Below are 17,436 nucleotides of genomic sequence, written 5' to 3'. Positions count from 1 at the left end.
GTGGCGCCTTAATCGACCGCGCGCGGGAACAGTCCGCGCGGCTTGAACAGGAGAACGCAGAGGAAGGCGAGATGGCCTGCCAGGATCTGCCATTCCGGGTTGATGGCTGCGCCCACCGTCTGGGCGACACCGAGAATGACTCCGCCAGCCAGAGTGCCCCATAGCGATCCGATCCCGCCGATGATGACGGCCTCGAACGCGTAGATCAGTCTCGACGGTCCAGAGGTCGGATCGAAATTGGCACGCGTGCCGAGGTAAAGCGCGGCGATCGTGACGACCACCATCGCGAGGCCTGTGGCCATTGCAAAAATTCTGTCTGTCCGAATGCCCATCAGGCCAGCGGTCACGCCATCGTCGGAGGTCGCCCTGAACGCCCTTCCGAGCGACGTGCGATAGATCAGTTGGTTCAGCGCGACGATGACAACCATGGCCGACAGGAAGGTCATGAGCGGCATGACGCCCGCCGTCGCTACTCCGAGATCGACCGACGCGCTTTCGAGGCTCCCCGAAAAGATGCGACGGCTGTCGGCCGAAAAGCCCTCCAGAAGTCCATTCTGGATAACGATCGAAAGGCCGAAGGTCACGAGCAACGGAGGCAGGATATCCTTGCCGAGAAGACGATTGAAAAGACCGTATTGCAGCACCCAGCCGATCGCGAACATCAGCGGCGCCGCGACCAGCGTTGCCAAAAACGGATTGAGACCGAGGCTAGAGACAAGGAACAGGATCAGGAAAGCCGCCAGGACGATCAGATCGCCATGGGCCAGGTTCACCAGCCGCATGATGCCGAAGACAAGGCTCAGCCCGGCCGCGAAAAGCGCATATAGGCCGCCCAGAAGCACGCCCTGAAGGATGGTATCAAGCCAGTTCATGAGTGCCAGCTCCAAAATACGCTTTGTGAATGTCTTCTCGACTGAGTTCTCCGGATCGACCGGTCAGCGTGATCCGGCCTTCCATCATGCAGTAGACGCGGTCGGCCACCTTGAGAGCCTGCCCGATGTCCTGCTCGACGATCACGATCGAGGCGCCTGTTTCACGAATTTTTGGAAAGGCGGCGTAGATGTCCCGGACGACCACAGGTGCCAGGCCCAGGCTGATCTCGTCACAGAGCAGCACCTTGGGATTGGACATCAATGCACGACCGATCGCGACCATCTGCTGCTGACCGCCGGAAAGCGCGGTCGAAGCATTATCGCGACGCTCCTTCAGGATCGGGAATAACGCATAGACGCTCTCAAGATGCCAGGGACCGTCGATCTTCCGTCCGTACATTCCGATCAACAGGTTCTCCTCGGCGGTCAACGACGGGAAAAGCTTTCTGCCTTCCGGTACCATGGCTATGCCGCGGCGGACGATGTCCGGGGCGGGCTTGCTTCCGATGGCTTCTCCGGCAAACGATATCGATTCCGCCTGGTTGGACAGGACGCCGGCGATCGAGCGCATGAGCGTCGTTTTGCCCGCACCGTTCGCTCCGATTATGGCTATGGTCTCGCCGAGATCGACGGCGACGGTGACGCCGAAAAGCGCTTGGAAATCGCCGTAGAAGGCCTTGAGATCTTTCGTTTCCAGCAGCGCCATCAGATTTCGATCCCCAAGTAGATCTCGCGGACGTCGCGGGATGCCATGATTTCGTCGGGCTTGCCGACGCCGATCACCTTGCCGAAATGCAGGACGAGCAGTCGTTCGACGACGGAATTCAGCGCGTGCAGAACATGCTCGATCCAGATCACGGCGACGCCCCGGGCGTTGATCGCACGTATGGTCGCGACCAATGACTGGCATTCGCCCTCTGTCAGACCCCCCGCGATCTCGTCGAGCAGAAGCAGACTTGGCTGGGTGGCGAGCGCGCGCGCAAGCTCAAGGCGCTTTCGATCAAGAAGACTGAGGCTGCCCGCAAGCTTGTTCGCCTTGCCGATGAGACCTGTGTCGACCAGGATCTCGGCGCACTGATTGGACACTTCCGCTTCGCTTTGACGTGAGCCGAACGCGCCGGCGACGAGCAGGTTTTCAAAGACCGACATCTTTTCGAACGGCTGCGGGATTTGAAACGTCCGCCCCATTCCGGAGAGGCAGCGCGCCATTGGTGGCGTCTGCGTACAGTCGCTCCCGCGAAAATGGATGCTGCCGCTGTCGGCGACGAGATTGCCGGTGATCAGATTGAACAGCGAGGACTGCCGGCGCCGTTCGGCCCGATGATGCCGAGCGCTTCGCCCTCTCCGACCGTCAAGCTTATCTGATCGGCCACCTTTAACGCGCCGAACGACTTTGAAACCCCATTGAGCTCCAGAATTGCCAAGTCCATCCCTCCCGGATAGTCGGGGCCATTCGCGGCCCCGCTTTGGCGATCAAGCGATCGCTTCCATCTTCCCGCCGAAAGGAATGTTGGGTGCCGTCTTGTTGTCGGTGATGACGAGATCGTAACCGCCGCCGTCCTTCAGCAGGCAGTAGTCTGGGGATCTTGACGACGAATGTCGACCGACGTTCAATGCTCTCCCCAATCGTCGCAACTGCGCTCTTGCCACCAGCGATCACCATGACGTCTCCCGCCGCAGCGCAAGCGCCAATCGGGTCGAACGTCCAGCTGTTCCCTGGAGGCTTGTTTTCAAGCATTCTTCCAACCAATCGGTCCATGAACTGGCCATTTCAAACCGAGCTATGCCCCCGCCGTTGCATGCCGATCCTCTTCACGAACCTCTAGGATGCGATCAACCAAGCCCCATTCCAACGCTTCCTCTGCGGTCATGAAGCGGTCTCGATCCATCGCACTTTCGAATTCCTCATAGGTTCGTCCGCAATGCTCGGCATAAAGGCGCGTCATCCGGTGCTTGGTCCGCCTGATCTCCTCGGCATGGATGAGCATATCGGATGCCTGCCCCTGAAAGCCACCGGACAGCTGATGGACGAGGATGCTCGCATTGGGTAGCATCGCCCGCTGGCCCGGTTCTCCTGCCATCAACAGGAACGATCCCATCGAGCGGGCTGTCCCCATGCAGAGTGTATGCACCGGAGCGCGGATGTAACGCATGGTGTCATACATGGCGAGGCCGCTCGTCACCATGCCGCCGGGGGAATTGATATAGAGGCTGATTGGTTTCTTCGGATTTTCCGCTTCAAGGAACAATAATTGCGCAGACGAGCGCAGACACGGTGTCGTTCACTTCGCCATTGAGAAAGATGATCCTTTCACGAAGAAGTCGAGAGTATATATCAAAGGACCGCTCCCCTCTGCTTGATTGTTCGACGACCATAGGGACGAGTTGCATCGCTTCGCGCATTGGCGAACTCCAATCTTCCAGAATTTAAGGGGGGCTCGCGCGTCAGCCGGCGAGCATGAGGGGCAGGCTGTTGTTGTTCGCGGCTGCGCTACTCATCCGAACGAACCTCACGTCCGTAAGCTCGTGAATGATCCGCAGACTGGTTCCGCCGGTGGCATTGGGCACAATCCGAAAGGTGACTACGCTTTCGAGGAATGGAGGGTCGCTTTCGCGCATCCTGTAGCAGACCTCTTGTCCCGGCGTGAGAGAGGCAGAATCCGGATCGACCAATGCCGCTTTCGGCAGCCAGTTCTCTCGAAACTCCGGAATGCTTAACGCGCGCCAGACCTTATGCGGCGGCTCATCTATTTCATACTCAAGCTCAATGCTTTTGCCCTGATCGTCGGTCTTCTGTCGTTCATTGATCCATATCCTTCAGCAAGGCTTTGAGAGCGTCGATGCGCGCGGGCCAGTAGGCACGATACTTCGCCAGCCATCCGGCTATGAGCGCCAGGCCTTCTGGATCGACCTCGTAGTTCACAAAGCGTCCCTGTCGTTCCTCCCGCACCAGTCTCGCGCTCCGCAGAACCGAGAGGTGTTGGGACATGGCAGGCTGACTGATATTGATGCCATCGCGCAAAGCGCTGGCATTCATGCTGCCGGCCGCTAGCTTCTCGAAGATTGCGCAGCGGGTGGGGTCAGCCAAAGCCTTGAATATGTCGTTCTCTATCATGCCGACACATAAGCATGTACTTATCTTATTCGCAAGCTCGAAAGCGACCCGAATTGATAGAGGCGATGAGCGATCTGTCTAAAGCGATAGAATCGCGTACGCGGTGGACCGCGGTTCAAACGCAAATTCTCCAAGGTGCTGGCGGCTATCATCGTGCGGCGGTCGGCCAGGTTAACTGCTTATAGTAGGAAATGACTACTACCGCTTCGCAACCGCAGTCGGCCCTTTGGGGACTTGCGGCTGGGCAGCCTTATGATTGTCGATAAAGATTCACGCACTTCACCGAAACGGCGGTTTCGCGTAGCTTTCTTAGAAGTATCAAGCGTCATCGTGAACTGGTCCCCTGGCGACACCTAAAACTGGTCCGCCAAGGGTTGTTAGTTACTCTCCAATCCGAGCGTCGTTGTGGCCTTTTGCAAGAGTCCGCTGCGATCGAACTGCAGGTTGAACACTATACCTCCGTATACTTTCCTCCCTACCGCAGCCTAAGCGCGAAACAGAAATTCTAAAAGGTCGGTAGCATTAAAGCAGCGATGCCCCTAGTGGCGCTCTGCGCTGTTGTCGCCTTCCGGCCCCAAACCGGACGCTTAGTCCGACACAGTTGCGACCGTTTCTTTTGCATCGCGTGTTGCTCCCACGCACTTGTGGGAAACCCATCATTTCATCATCATCCTAATCGCTAGCATGCGAATCTGGGGGGATGCATGTGGCATGTGGCCCCCGTCAGTTTTGAAACTGCACACAAGGTCGGAGAATGACTGTGGTATCAGGCTCGCTTAAAATCTTAAGTTTCGCCGTTTCTCTGACGTCCATCGCAGCCTCGGCGTATGCGCAGTCCAGTAGCGAGGAACTGGCGAAGAAACTTTCAAACCCAATTGCCTCGCTGATCAGCGTTCCATTCCAATACAACTACGATCAGGGATACGGACCGCAGGACGGCAGTCATAATCTCCTCAACATCCAGCCGGTTATTCCATTCTCGCTCAATGAAGACTGGAACCTGATTTCCCGAACGATCTTGCCTGTAACATGGCAAGATGACATCGCTGGCCCCTCAGGGGAGCAGTTTGGGCTTGGTGACACAACACAGAGTTTCTTCCTGTCGCCAGCCAAGCCAACCGAAAATGGGATCATCTGGGGCGTCGGCCCTGCATTCCTGCTGCCCACAGGAACCGACGAGCTCCTCGGAACCGGGAAGTGGGGCGCGGGTCCAACTGGCGTTGCTCTCAAGCAAGATGGCCCCTGGACATTCGGGATACTCGCAAACCATATTTGGTCATTTGCCGGACAGAGCGACCGGGCGGATGTCAGCTCGACCTTTCTGCAGCCTTTCATCTCTTACACGACACACGAAGCCTGGACATTTTCATTGAATACCGAGAGTACATACGACTGGGAAGCCAAGGACTGGTCTGTCCCGATCAACTTTCAGATCTCAAAAGTTGTAAAGTTTGGCGAACAGCCCGTGAGCTTTGGCGTAGGCGCGCGTTACTGGGCCCAATCGCCGGAAAACGGACCTGACGGTTGGGGAGTTCGGGCCGTTGTAACGTTCTTGTTTCCGAAATAAAACGCCGCTGCTAGCCTTTATCGAAAGGTTTCCATCGCAAGCAACCACATGCCCACTAGTGATATCAGGAAGGGGCCAGCAACAGACCACGCGGGCAATCCAAGCGCGATCATCCAGACACCGACGCCAGTCCCGCGCACCGTAAACAGGCCAGCCAAAATATCGCGAGCGATAACACTTCCCTCCGCTGCCTGGTGCACTGTCAGGTAGAACTCGCTCGCAGTCAATGCAGGACCGAATGGTCGAAATGGCGCAGCATCCCCGCGCTCGAATCTCGCTGATGACTGCTGTTGGCGCATTCCTGCCTGGGCGGCAGTCGGCCCACGGCTTTGCCAATCATCAACCGCACGACGGCGTATCGTTTAATGGCCAAACCTCGACGACACCATAGGCCACAGCGCACGGCGTCTTCGAAACGATCTCTATCGCCTCCGTCAGGTCAGCCGCTTCGATGACGGCGAAACCTGCGACAGGCAACTCGGACTTCATGAATGCGCCCTGGGAAACAGTCACTTCTTTCGCCTCATGATTTCTAACCTGCACGGCTCGCCCGGCTATGCCCATCTCGACACCGGCTTGTTGAAGCTTTGCATAGTTTGGTGGCACCGGACGTGATGTCAAGGTCTGCTCTTGGCGCGCTCCGGACGAGAGCCATCTTCCGCTGTCAGCCCAGAGCGGACATCTATCAACTTCGAAGGCCCGCACCGTTCGCAATAGTCTTTGCGAATGCCCGGAAGAACGCCTTGAAGGCGGAGCATGCACCGTAACCGCAATCGCCAGTGGATTCCTTGCCGCGGCGAGGATGACGCGAGGTCCTCGCAATGTCGCGACACTAGCCCAGGCTTTCTCGCTCTGCGAGCCCGATATTGCCAACTGACGTTGATGAGATCAACATATGCACCTGCCGGGAATTCATGGAAGAACTCGATGATTTTCTAGTGACGCGCTACGGGGTCCGAGAAGCGCGGTCGGGCAACACCATCGTGGAGGATGCGATGAGGAGGGTAGTTTGCTGTTTGTTGCAACTCGGACGGTTTCCAGGGGCGGCGCGCTTCCTGATTGTTCTGATCCTGTCTATCGCGATTGCCCCGCAATACGCCATTTCGGCAGACAAGACCCTGAAATTGCTGCTGTGGCAGGCCCCGAGCACACTTAATCCGCATATGGCTCCTGGCATCAAGGACCAGACCGCCAGCCGGATCGTCTATGAACCTCTGGCCAGCTTCGACAGAGAGGGGCGTCTCGTTCCCTTCCTCGCCGCAGAAATTCCGACACTCGAGAATGGCGGTGTGAGCGCTGACGGCCGTTCGGTCGTGTGGAGGCTCAAGCACGGTGTCAAATGGTCCGACGGCCAGCCCTTCACGGCGACGGACGTGCTCTTCACCTACAATTATATCACCAATCCAGATGTAGGCTCGGCGAGCGTTGGTCCCTATAGGACGATCGACAAGGTCGTCGCTATCGACGACTATACCGTGCGGATCACGTTCAAGGACGTCAATCCGGCGTGGGCGCTGCCCTTCGTCGGCGTTCAGGGCATGATCCTGCCCGAACATGTGTTTGCCCCCTATAACAACAAGGACGCGGCGACGGCACCCGTGAACCTTGCCCCCGTCGGCACGGGTCCGTATCGCATGAAGGAATTTCAGACAGAGGATGTGCTTGTTATCGGCGAGGATGTCGTCAACACGGTGAAGGTCATCTTCGAGCGCAATCCGCATTATCGCGATGCTGGGAAGCTGAGCTTCGACGTCGTGACACTTCAGGGCGGCGGCGATGCCTCGGTCGCGGCCAAGGCTGTGCTGAAGGAAGGCGTCGTAGACTACGCCTGGAACCTTCAGGTCGACGATTCCGTGCTCAAGACGCTCGAATCAGACGGCGCTGGAAAGGCAAGGGTATCCTGGGGCTCCTATGTCGAGCGCATCATGCTCAACTTTACCGACCCCAGTCGCGAGACCGTCGAGGGGGAACGGTCGAGCGTACAATATCCACATCCCCTATTGTCGGACAGGAACGTGCGTGCCGCACTCGCACTTGCCATCGATCGGCAAAAGATCGCTGCGCTCTATGGCCGTACGGGCCGTGCTACCAGCAACATTCTGGTAGCCCCGGCAATCTTCAATTCGCCGAATAGTGAATGGGCCTTTGATCCCGACCAGGCCAAGTCGATCCTCGACAAGGCAGGGTGGAAGGACAGTGACGACGATGGCGTGCGCGACAAGAACGGCGTGCCGCTCAGTTTCCTGTTTCAAACGACCGTCAATTCCGTTCGCCAGCAAACTCAGGAGATCGTCAAGGCAAACCTGGAGGCGATTGGGGTCAAGGTCGAAAACAAGATGATCGACTCCAGTATCTTTCTCGGTTCCGGGCCGGACAGCACCAACTCCCGGCGGCATTTCTACGCCGATATGGAAGAATACGCCTACGGCAACAAGAGTCCCGATCCCGGCAGCTACATGATAGGCTGGACCTGCCCTGAAGCGGCGCAAAAGGCCAACAACTGGTCCGGATCAAACTGGGCGCGCTACTGCAACAAGGACTACGACGCCCTCTACCGCGCTTCGACCATAGAAGTCGATCCGGCCAGACGCCGCCAGATTTTAGTGAAGATGGACGATCTGCTCGTCGCGGATTCGGCGGCAATTCCACTGGTTCACTGGGCCGATGTCAGTGGAATAAGCAACGCCCTCGAAGGATTCGACCCGACCCCTTGGGATTCAGAGACATGGAACATCGCCGATTGGCATCGCAAGTGACGACGCCGCGCACGAATATGCGCGCAGTGCAACGCTTTGCCACCCTGGCAGCGTTCATGTTGCTTACGGTTGCTGCGGAGCCGGCCCATTCCTCTGATCGGACGCTCAGGCTGCTGTTCTGGCAGGCCCCCAGCATTCTCAATCCACATTTGGCCCCTGGCGTAAAGGATCAGACGGCCAGCCGCATCGCATATGAACCATTGGCGAGTTTTGACAGCGAAGGTCATCTGGTCCCGTTTTTGGCTCAGGAGATTCCATCCTTGAGCAACGGCCAAGTGGCAAGCGACGGGAAATCCGTCACCTGGAAGCTTAAACGAGATATCAAGTGGTCGGACGGCGTTCCCTTCACCGCAAACGACGTTGTCTTTACTTATTCTTATATTACCAATCCAGATGTGGGCTCGTCGAGCGTCGGGACCTATAAGTCCGTCGACAAGGTCGAAGCACTGGACGAGCTGACCGTCAAGGTGACGTTCAAAGACGTTGATCCCGCCTGGGCGCTTCCGTTCGTCGGTATACAGGGAATGATCCTGCCGGAGCATATATTCGCCCCGTACAACAACAGGACGGCGGTGGATGCGCCCCCCAACCTCAGTCCCATCGGCACCGGGCCGTATCGCCTCAAGGAGTTCCGCACGGAGGACGTTCTGCTTATCGGAGAAGATGTCGTCAACACGGTCAGGATCATCTACGAGCCCAATCCTGAATACCGCGATAGGGCCCGTCTGGGATTTGACGAGGTGACCTTGCAGGGCGGCGGCGATGCGAAGACGGCGGCCAAGGCGGTGCTCGGCACCGGCGTCGTCGACTACGCCTGGAACCTGCAGGTGGACGATGCCGAGTTGCAGGCACTGGAAGCGGAGCAAATAGGCAAGGTGGCACTTTACTGGAGTTCCTACGTCGAGCGTCTCATGCTGAATTTTACCGATCCCAACCGGGAGGCATCGGATGGCGAGCGGGCGAGCGTGCAGTTCCCCAACCCTTTCCTTGTCGACGGCAAGGTGAGGCTGGCCTTGGCGAAGGCTGTCGATCGCAAGAAGATCGCGGCGCTTTATGGCAGGACAGGCCGGCCAACCGCAAACCTGCTGGTAGCCCCCGTTCTCTACAATTCTCCGAACACGACATGGGAGTTCGATCTCGACAGGGCGCGCGCTCTTTTGGACGACGCGGGCTGGCGCGACACGAACGGCGACGGCATCCGAGACAAAGATGGCGTTCCCTTGACTTTCCTCTTTCAAACGACGGTCAACCCGGTCCGCCAGAAGACGCAGGCGATCATCGACGCCGACCTGGCCCAGATTGGCATCAGGGTCGAGGACAAGCAGATCGATTCAAGCGTCTTCTTCTCGCATTCACCTGACAACCTCAACACGAGTCAGCATTTCTATGCGGACATCGAGGAGTTCGCGACGGGCAACAAAAGCCCCGATCCGGGAAGCTATATGGTGAAGTGGACCTGTGCCGAGGCCGCTCAGAAAAACAACAATTGGTCAGGGCTGAACGAGTCCCGCTATTGCAATGCAAAATATGATGCGCTGTTCCGCGCTTCCGAGGCGGAAATCGACCCGGAGAAGCGGCTTAGCCTCTTCGTTGCGATGAACGACCTTCTCATTGCCGAAGCCGTTGTCATTCCCATTGTCGATTGGGCAAATGTCGCCGGGCTTCGCAATGACATTCTCGGCTTCGATCCCACACCATGGGACTCCGAGACGTGGAACATCGCTGATTGGCGGCGCAAGCAATGATGGGCCGGAGATAGAGGCAGGGAACACGAGGAGCCTGTGGTCGCAAGAAATCGCTTATTCTCTGTCGCTCCATTGCATGCGCTTGTCCGCGCAGCGTCGCCGGTTCTCAGAAATCTGAACATCGGCGGCAAGCTCACGGTCGGATTTAGCATTCTGGCGGCGCTGACGCTGCTTGTGGTCGGTTTGAACTATCTGGGTAGCCTCGACGCGGTCAGAAGCATCAACAGAACAACCAACCTGAGTGCCCCGAGCGCGGTAGCTTCGGCGCAGGCGCAGGCTGACTTGCTAAGGATGCTGAGCGCCGTTCGTGGCTACCTTGCGCTCGGCGAGGAGACATACCGCGACAACTACGCATCGGCGAAAGCCGCGTTTGTCGGGGACATGCAGTCGCTCGAACGTCTGCTCCAGGAGAGAAACGGTCCGCAGCCCGGTCCGGCAGTCGACGTAGCACAGCGGATGCAGGAGCTCCACGAAAAGCTCGCCTCCTGGCAGCCGCTGACCGATCAGCTTTTCGAATTACGCAACGATCAGCTTCGGCGCGAACCGGCCCTCAAACTGCTGGTGACGGATGCCAACCCAATGATCGCCACGATTGTCGGAACGGCGAAAGCGCTAATCCTGGCGCAGCAGAAGCGGGACGCGACGCCCGAGAACATGGCGTATCTGGCGGACCTCGCGTCTTTTCAGAGCTCGTTTTATGCCATCGTCGCAGGGCTGCGGGGCTATGTGACGACCAAACGCGACGGCTTCAAGTACGAATACGAGGCGAACCTTACGATCAACGACGCGGCCTGGAAGAACATAACGGATGCGAACGCCGCGCTGACGCCGAACCAGGAAAGGCTGATCGACAAGCTGTCGAAGACGCGGGCGGCTTTTCTGCAATTCCCCGCTCAGATGTTTACCGCGGTCGAAGGCGAGCATGCACGGGAGGATCTCTATGTCTTCCGCACACAGGCGGTCCCACTTGCCGAAGGTATGCTCGGAATTCTCGACGAGATCGCCAATGAGGAGCAACAACGCTTGCAGGCGGATCTCGGCAGCGGCCGCGACCAACTCGAGAGGGCGCAGCGCATTATCCTGCTCGGCGGTTTCGCCGCCGCTTTTCTCGGCCTGATCCTGGGGCTGATCTTCCGGGAAAGCATTGCAGGGCCGATCCAGCGTTTGACGGGCGTTGCCGACCGGGTTCGCCAAGGCGATCTCGCGGCACGCGCCCAGGTCGAATCTGGCGATGAGATCGGCACGCTGGCGACAACGTTCAACGATATGACCGCGCAGTTGGGCTCCAATCTCGGTGATCTCGAAAACCGCCGCATGGAACAGGAGCAGCTCGCGCTGCGATTTCGCCGTCAGAGCGAATATCTGGCTGCCCTGCACGATACCTCGCTTGGCCTGATCGCGAGATTGAATCTGACTGAACTGTTGTCGGATCTGACGACGCGCGCGGCGAGCTTGCTCGGCACGGAACACGGCTATGTCTATCTTATCGACGAAGCCGGAGAGGTCCTCCGGCGCATGGTCGGTGTCGGGGTCTACGCGGGACAGGCCGCCGGCCAGCAGCTCGAACGCAGGGAAGGCGTCGCGGGTATGGTCTGGCACACGGGTGAGGCGCTCGTCATCAACGAATACCCCACCTGGTCGGGGCGGGCGGCGGCCGCTGCCCAGCTCGACGTGACGATCAGAGCTATCATGGCCGTGCCGCTCAAATCCGATGACACGGTCATCGGGGTCCTCGGCATTGCCTACGGGGGCGCCTCGGCGCTCGAGTTTGGCAGCGAAGAGATCGAGCTTCTCAAGCGTTTCGGGCAGCTCGCCTCGATCGCTCTGGAAAACGCGCGGCTGCATACCGCCACGGAAACCGCCAAGAGCGAAGCGGAGGAAGCCAGCGGGCGGATCAGTGAGCAGAATCGGACGCTGGAGGCGGTCTCGAGCAAGCTGTCGAAATACCTCTCGCCACAGGTCTTCGCCTCGATCTTCTCCGGTCGGCAAAACGTCGAGATTTCGTCCAGCCGAAAAAAGCTGACGGTCTTCTTCTCTGACATCGCCGACTTCACGGCGACGACCGACAAGCTCGAGTCCGAAGAGCTTACGGACCTGCTCAATCACTATCTGACCGAGATGGCGAAGCTCGCGCTGGAATGTGGCGCGACGATCGACAAATTCATCGGCGATGCGATCTTGGTGTTCTTCGGCGATCCCGAGACCAAGGGCATTAGGGAAGACGCACTCGCCTGCGTCAGAATGGCGATCGCCATGCAAGCCAGGATGCAGGAGTTGCGTGCGGAATGGGCCGAAGCCGGCTTTGCCCTGCCGTTCCATCTTCGGATCGGCATCAATACGGGCTATTGCACAGTGGGAAACTTCGGCAGCGAGGATCGGATGGACTATACGATCATCGGCGGCGAGGTGAACCTCGCGTCGAGATTGCAGAACCATGCCGACCTCGGCGGCATACTGCTGGCTGACGAGACCTACGCACTGGTCAAGGACGAAATCGAAGCCGACGAGCTTCCTCCGCTGACCGTTAAAGGCTTTGCCTATCCCATCAAGACCTACCGGGTGATCGGCCCCCGCAGAGCCCAAGAAGCGATGAAGGATATGCCTTCGAGCAGTGAGAATGACCTACAGTTGGATATAGATTCTGCTCTGAAAGGGACTGATCGCGAGAAGGCGATAAAGGCGCTCGAGCACTATCTGGCGACGCTGCGAAAATAGGGGTGCGCGTGACCGGCTATGCCCGGCGCTTCCAAACTGCGTCTCTCCAGAATTCACGTATGCGCCTGGCTCTGCGCGTTTGCGAACGCTGTGGGAAACCTGCGTGACCGCTATCGGCGCATCCCGCCGATGTTGTCTCCTGTCGGTCCATAGCGGTCTGTTGCGAAGCAAGCCGTTTGCGTTCTCATTTATCGTAGAAAAAACTCTCCGCTCTCGCGTCGGATGCGTTTTTGATGAAATGGAATTGCGGCAGCCGGTGGGGATTACGTTTCTGTATGGTCTTGCCGACATCCCTCGGCGAGCATTCCTCGGAATGTTCAACAAAATCGGCGCATAGCAGACGACCTTCCAACTTCAAATCTCGGCTTGGCCGTCCAGATAAAAGACACAGCTCCCTTCCAGAGTCACCCGGTCCCCTAGAAGGTGGCAATCAATCTCGCCACCGCGTCGGGACGCTTGATATGCGTGGAACGTCGTTTTGTTGAGTTTGTCAGCCCAGTACGGCACCAGCATGCAGTGCGCTGCGCCCGTAACAGGGTCTTCCGGAATGCCTTTGGCGGGTGCAAAGTAGCGACTTACAAAATCATAGTGGCGGTCCCCTGTTGCTGTGACAATCACACCTGGGCGGTCAAGACGCGCTATCGCGGCAAAGTCGGGTGCAAGTTGGCGGACCTTTAAAGGACTATCCAGAACTGCAAGATAGTTGAATTGGTTGCTGAAGACTTCCACGGGAACAACACCCAATGCTTCGACCAAGCCAGAAGGAAGCGAAACCCTCTCCGACGGTCTGGAGGGAAAATTCATCACGTAGCCGTTCTGTGATCGGATCACAGGTAGCGGGCCGCTTGCTGTCTGGAAGACTACCTTGTCAAGGCTCGGTTCCAAGCGTTCCATAACCACCGCCGCACTCGCCAGTGTCGCATGGCCGCAAAGCGGAACTTCCACGGCCGGTGTAAACCAGCGCAAATGATGCCCGTCAGATTGCAGAACCAAGAATGCTGTCTCAGCCAAGTTGTTTTCAGCAGATATTGCCTGCATCGTCGCGTCGTGTGGGAACTCTGGCAGCACCATCACCGCGGCGGGGTTTCCCTTGAAGCGCTCACTGGTAAATGCATCGATCTGATAAATCGGGACGCGCACTCTAAGGCTTCTCCTAAATCTGATGTCTAAATTATTGTGCAGCGACCATAGCAGAACAGACGTCATGGCGACTGCGGTCTAAGCCGCCGCAAGTTACGATGCTCCGCAGAAACTGCAATGGAAGAAATTGGCGCACTGCCGACATGGACGGGCATCGAGCGGACTGACAGCTTTTGGGAATTCGCAGGAAATTTCGGAATGACTGGAATGTGCGCATAGCCGCTCGATCGCAATGTTCGGAAAGGAGACATTCGTGCCGCAGTCAAATGTCGGTATGCTCCGCTAATTCCAGCGCGTCCTCAATGTCCACACCCAGATACCTGACCGTGTTTTCGATCTTGGTGTGGCCCAACAGGATTTGGATCGCGCGAAGATTGCCTGTCGCCTTGTAAATCATGGCGGCATTAGTACGCCGAAGCGAGTGCGTGCCGTAGTCTTCGGGGCGTAGCCCAATTGCGGTAACCCATTCAATTACCAGCCGGCGTACTGACGGGTGCTCAGATGATCGGCATGATCAACTCGACTGGGAAAGGCATAGTCGTCGATTGTTCCACCACCGCGTTCAAGCCATGCAAGTAGACTTGCCCTTACATCTGCCGTGATTTCGAACTGAACCGGACGTCCGGTCTTTTGTCGGGACCATCGCCCGGTTTCGGATTTCCGTCCCTGTAACAAGACTTCCGATCTTTAATTTCACGAGATTCGCAGCCGCGAAGCTTGCTGTCGATCGCGAGATCAAACAACGCAAGACCTCTCATACGACCTTCCCTATCAAGGAAGAACCGCATCGCCCAAATCTGGCGTTGTTTCAACGGCTTCTTGACGCCGACCTTTCGGCCGGCGTTCCAAGCGGGTCGTCCCAGTGCGTTAAGATCATACTGTGCAGTACCCATTTTAGTTCTCCTTTGGCCAACATTGGCCGCGAGAAGAACCGATGAGAACAGTGATGGGGGCTGGAAGCGGACTGGCAACTTCAGGCTGCGGATCTTCAAAGAGCGGGCATTCGGGTGGGCGCGGACATAGTCGTGACCTGACCCTGAGTGGGCTTTCGGAACGACCGCGTTGGACGGCCGGGAGCATGACAGAGCAGTCATTGCGTGGGGCTACAACGTCGGCTGCCTCCACATGAGCCATGGCCAACTCGATCTCAACCAAGCGGCTAAAAGTTCTTTCTTGCCCTCTGTCCCCCTGCTATCGTGGAAGTTAGGAGACAGCGCCATGAGCGAGAACCGAAAGCTGGCTGCAATCCTGGCCGCGGACGTGGTTGGGTACAGCCGGCTTGCCGGCGCCGATGAGGACCTCACCCTGGCGAGGTTGCGGACACTGCGCAGCGATCTCATCGATCCGACGATCGCCGTCCACCATGGCCGGGTGGTGAAGCGCACCGGCGATGGTGCGCTGGTCGAATTCCGCAGCGTGGTGGACGCCGTGCGCTGCGCCATCGAGGTGCAGAACGGTATGGTGGAGCGCAATCACGGCGTCCCGCAGGACCGTCGCATTGAGTTCCGGATCGGTATCCATTTGGGCGACGTCGTCGAGGAAAGCGACGGCGATCTGATGGGCGACGGCGTCAACATCGCCTCGCGATTGGAGGGCGTCGCCGCGGCGGGCGCGATCTGCCTGTCCGAGGATGCCTATCGCCAAGTCAAGGCGAGGCTCGACCTCTCGGTCAGCGATCTCGGCAGCACGCAGCTTAAGAACATCGCCGAGCCGATCCGGGTCTATTCGCTGCAAGTCGGCAGCGCAGGGACCAAGTTAGCCGCGACCTCGGAAACCGCGACGAGCCAACCGGCGGCGGCAGCGTCGCCGAAGCTGTCGATCGCCGTCCTGCCCTTCACCAACATGAGCGGTGACGCCGAACAGGACTACTTCGCCGACGGCATCTCGGAAGACATCATCACCGCGCTATCGAAGCTGTCGCAGCTCTTCGTCATCGCTCGCAATTCGTCGTTCACTTTCAAGGGCAAGAACGTCCATGTACAGGAGGTGGGCACGAAGCTCGGCGTGCGGCATGTACTTGAGGGCAGCGTCCGCAAATCGGGAAACAGGGTACGCATCACCGCGCAGCTCATTGACGCGACCACAGGCGGGCATCTATGGGCGGAGCGGTTCGATCGCGACCTCACCGACATATTCGCGGTTCAGGACGATGTCACGCAGCAGATCGTCGGCGCGCTGGCGGTCAACCTGACAGAGGGCGATCGGCAAAGACTTGCGCCGGGGCAGACCCGGCACCCCGAGGCGTATGACTGCTTCTTGCGTGGCCGGGAGCTGTGGCACCGGCTGACGAAGCAAACGAACAGCGACGCCCGCGACCTTTTGCAACGTGCCGTCGAACTGGACCCGAACTTCGCTTCGGCGCACGCCTTCCTCGCCCTTACCCACGGGCTCGACTACCTGAACCGGTGGAGCGCGTTGCCGCAGCGCTCGATCGAGCAAGCCGAAGAGGCTGCGACGCTGGCGGTAGCGCGGGATGATAGCGATCCCGTGGCGCACTGGTCGCTGAGTCTGGTCAACCTTTACTCGCGACAGCACGATGGAGCCATCAGCGAGGCCGAGCGTGCGATAGTCCTCAATCCGAACTTCGCCGAAGGGCAGGTCAGCCTCGGCGAGGCACTTGTCTATTCAGGCAGATCCGAGGAGGCACTCGCCTATTTCGATCGGGCGAGGGTCCTGAACCCGTACTTTCCGGATATCGTTCTTCACTTTCAGGCCTGGGCCTTGTTTCAACTGGGAAGGTACGAAGAGGCCGTCGAACTGTTGCTGCAGCGCGTGAGCCGCAACCCCGTCACCGATGTCTCGCGCGCGCTTCTGGCCGCCTGTTACGGGCACCTCGGCCGTTTCGAAGAGGCTCGCGCGACATGGCAAGAGGTGCTGCGCGTCAATCCCGACTACTCCTTGGAATACCGTCGCAAAGTCTTGCCCTTCAAGAACCCCGCCGATTTCGAGCTCGTCATGGAGGGGCTACGCAAGGCCGGTGTCGTACAATGACGGTGATTAATGTCCGATCTTGAACCTGTTGCCGCCATTTGCACAGAGGATGAGCAATAGCCAGTGCCGGCGCAGCGACGACCTCCAGCGTGATCGCTAGCAAGATCTGCTTTCAGGAAGCTGCGAAGCCGCCCTCTATGGCCGACATGGGGGCGCTTTCCGGTCGCCGTCGCGGCCAGAGCGTCCCGACGATAAATCGGGAGGAACCATCTCCGCGCCTAGAAACCTTTACGGATGCATCCAGAGCTTCATCGCTGTGTTCCGATTGTGAAGATTGCCATCGCCGCGCCCCCTGTAATCCAGGCCCGTTCGGTTTCCAGATACGTTGCCGCCAATGAAAGTTCGTCGGGATCCAATTGCTCGTGCTCAATAATCGCTGGGGACAAGAGTCATAAATTATAAGCCAATCGGGACGAGAATAATCCTTTCACGACATCACACATTGATTTTTCGAATAATTATGTCGCTGCAATGACAGACGATTTTAAGCAAATTGGGACGTAATTAATTGTATGGCGACCTTGACCACCGCATA

The 17,436-nt window shown here is 58.2% G+C and carries 13 protein-coding genes and 3 pseudogenes; 5 read left to right on the top strand and 11 right to left on the bottom strand.

The window, feature by feature from the left end:
- Positions 1-8 precede the first annotated feature (8 nt).
- The 7 genes and pseudogenes from AC1D2R_RS24835 to AC1D2R_RS24805 form a co-directional block, all read right to left on the bottom strand.
- Complete coding sequence (locus tag AC1D2R_RS24835) at positions 9-872, bottom strand: branched-chain amino acid ABC transporter permease (protein ID WP_477971481.1); 864 nt, start codon at positions 870-872, stop codon at positions 9-11.
- A complete protein-coding gene (locus tag AC1D2R_RS24830; RefSeq protein WP_477971480.1) occupies positions 859-1,578 on the bottom strand; it encodes an ABC transporter ATP-binding protein in 720 nt (239 codons plus the stop codon). The genes AC1D2R_RS24835 and AC1D2R_RS24830 overlap by 14 nt, the downstream gene beginning before the upstream one ends.
- Positions 1,578-2,296 (bottom strand): annotated as a pseudogene (locus tag AC1D2R_RS24825) (ABC transporter ATP-binding protein). The gene AC1D2R_RS24830 and the pseudogene AC1D2R_RS24825 overlap by 1 nt, the downstream one beginning before the upstream one ends.
- A gap of 49 nt (positions 2,297-2,345) precedes the next feature.
- Entirely contained in the window at positions 2,346-2,486 is a 141-nt protein-coding gene (locus AC1D2R_RS24820; protein ID WP_477971648.1) for a hypothetical protein, read from the bottom strand.
- Positions 2,487-2,653: 167 nt separating this feature from the next.
- Positions 2,654-3,275, bottom strand: a pseudogene (locus tag AC1D2R_RS24815) (ATP-dependent Clp protease proteolytic subunit).
- Between the two features lie 42 nt (positions 3,276-3,317).
- Positions 3,318-3,680, bottom strand: a complete 363-nt coding sequence (locus AC1D2R_RS24810; RefSeq protein WP_477971639.1) for an SRPBCC family protein — start codon at positions 3,678-3,680, stop codon at positions 3,318-3,320.
- Positions 3,673-3,987 carry an ArsR/SmtB family transcription factor gene (locus AC1D2R_RS24805; RefSeq protein ID WP_477971478.1) on the bottom strand — a complete coding sequence of 105 codons (315 nt, stop codon included), beginning with the start codon at positions 3,985-3,987 and terminating at the stop codon, positions 3,673-3,675. Before AC1D2R_RS24805 ends, AC1D2R_RS24810 begins: the two co-directional genes overlap by 8 nt.
- A gap of 754 nt (positions 3,988-4,741) precedes the next feature.
- Between AC1D2R_RS24805 and AC1D2R_RS24800 the strand changes: the two genes are divergently transcribed.
- Positions 4,742-5,554, top strand: a complete 813-nt coding sequence (locus tag AC1D2R_RS24800) for a transporter (RefSeq protein ID WP_477971476.1) — start codon at positions 4,742-4,744, stop codon at positions 5,552-5,554.
- A 17-nt stretch (positions 5,555-5,571) separates the two neighbouring features.
- On the opposite strand, the gene AC1D2R_RS24795 is transcribed toward AC1D2R_RS24800, so the two are convergent.
- Positions 5,572-5,781, bottom strand: a complete 210-nt coding sequence (locus tag AC1D2R_RS24795) for a hypothetical protein (RefSeq protein WP_477971474.1) — start codon at positions 5,779-5,781, stop codon at positions 5,572-5,574.
- A 112-nt stretch (positions 5,782-5,893) separates the two neighbouring features.
- Entirely contained in the window at positions 5,894-6,067 is a 174-nt protein-coding gene (locus tag AC1D2R_RS24790; RefSeq protein ID WP_477971472.1) for a YciI family protein, read from the bottom strand.
- A gap of 401 nt (positions 6,068-6,468) precedes the next feature.
- On the opposite strand from AC1D2R_RS24790, the gene AC1D2R_RS24785 reads away from it, so the two are divergent.
- From AC1D2R_RS24785 to AC1D2R_RS24775, 3 genes are all read left to right on the top strand, one after another.
- Positions 6,469-8,310 carry a peptide ABC transporter substrate-binding protein gene (locus tag AC1D2R_RS24785; RefSeq protein WP_477971470.1) on the top strand — a complete coding sequence of 614 codons (1,842 nt, stop codon included), beginning with the start codon at positions 6,469-6,471 and terminating at the stop codon, positions 8,308-8,310.
- A 260-nt stretch (positions 8,311-8,570) separates the two neighbouring features.
- The gene (locus AC1D2R_RS24780; RefSeq protein ID WP_477971468.1) at positions 8,571-10,055 is read left to right on the top strand and encodes a peptide ABC transporter substrate-binding protein; all 1,485 of its coding nucleotides are present in this window, start codon (positions 8,571-8,573) and stop codon (positions 10,053-10,055) included.
- A 36-nt stretch (positions 10,056-10,091) separates the two neighbouring features.
- Positions 10,092-12,770, top strand: coding sequence for an adenylate/guanylate cyclase domain-containing protein (locus tag AC1D2R_RS24775; RefSeq protein ID WP_477971466.1), 2,679 nt, complete (start codon positions 10,092-10,094; stop codon positions 12,768-12,770).
- Between the two features lie 354 nt (positions 12,771-13,124).
- On the opposite strand, the gene AC1D2R_RS24770 is transcribed toward AC1D2R_RS24775, so the two are convergent.
- Both AC1D2R_RS24770 and AC1D2R_RS24765 read right to left on the bottom strand, forming a co-directional pair.
- On the bottom strand, positions 13,125-13,910 hold the full coding sequence (locus tag AC1D2R_RS24770; protein WP_477971465.1) for a PhzF family phenazine biosynthesis protein: 786 nt from the start codon (positions 13,908-13,910) through the stop codon (positions 13,125-13,127).
- 262 nt (positions 13,911-14,172) lie between these two features.
- Positions 14,173-14,803: pseudogene (locus AC1D2R_RS24765) on the bottom strand (tyrosine-type recombinase/integrase).
- 325 nt (positions 14,804-15,128) lie between these two features.
- On the opposite strand from AC1D2R_RS24765, the gene AC1D2R_RS24760 reads away from it, so the two are divergent.
- Entirely contained in the window at positions 15,129-16,901 is a 1,773-nt protein-coding gene (locus AC1D2R_RS24760) for an adenylate/guanylate cyclase domain-containing protein (protein WP_477971463.1), read from the top strand.
- The last annotated feature ends 535 nt before the right edge of the window (positions 16,902-17,436 follow it).

Source organism: Rhizobium sp. P1_C7, assembly GCF_056406295.1.
Note: the sequence above shows the minus strand (reverse complement) of the source record. Positions and strands in the feature narration are given on the sequence as shown.

What these genes read in the sequence shown, in the direction of transcription:
- AC1D2R_RS24835 (WP_477971481.1), bottom strand. Translation starts at nt 872, where the DNA reads ATGAACTGGCTTGATACCATCCTTCAGGGCGTGCTTCTGGGCGGCCTA.
- AC1D2R_RS24830 (WP_477971480.1), bottom strand. Translation starts at nt 1,578, where the DNA reads ATGGCGCTGCTGGAAACGAAAGATCTCAAGGCCTTCTACGGCGATTTC.
- AC1D2R_RS24805 (WP_477971478.1), bottom strand. Translation starts at nt 3,987, where the DNA reads ATGATAGAGAACGACATATTCAAGGCTTTGGCTGACCCCACCCGCTGC.
- AC1D2R_RS24800 (WP_477971476.1), top strand. Translation starts at nt 4,742, where the DNA reads ATGACTGTGGTATCAGGCTCGCTTAAAATCTTAAGTTTCGCCGTTTCT.
- AC1D2R_RS24785 (WP_477971470.1), top strand. Translation starts at nt 6,469, where the DNA reads ATGGAAGAACTCGATGATTTTCTAGTGACGCGCTACGGGGTCCGAGAA.
- AC1D2R_RS24760 (WP_477971463.1), top strand. Translation starts at nt 15,129, where the DNA reads ATGAGCGAGAACCGAAAGCTGGCTGCAATCCTGGCCGCGGACGTGGTT.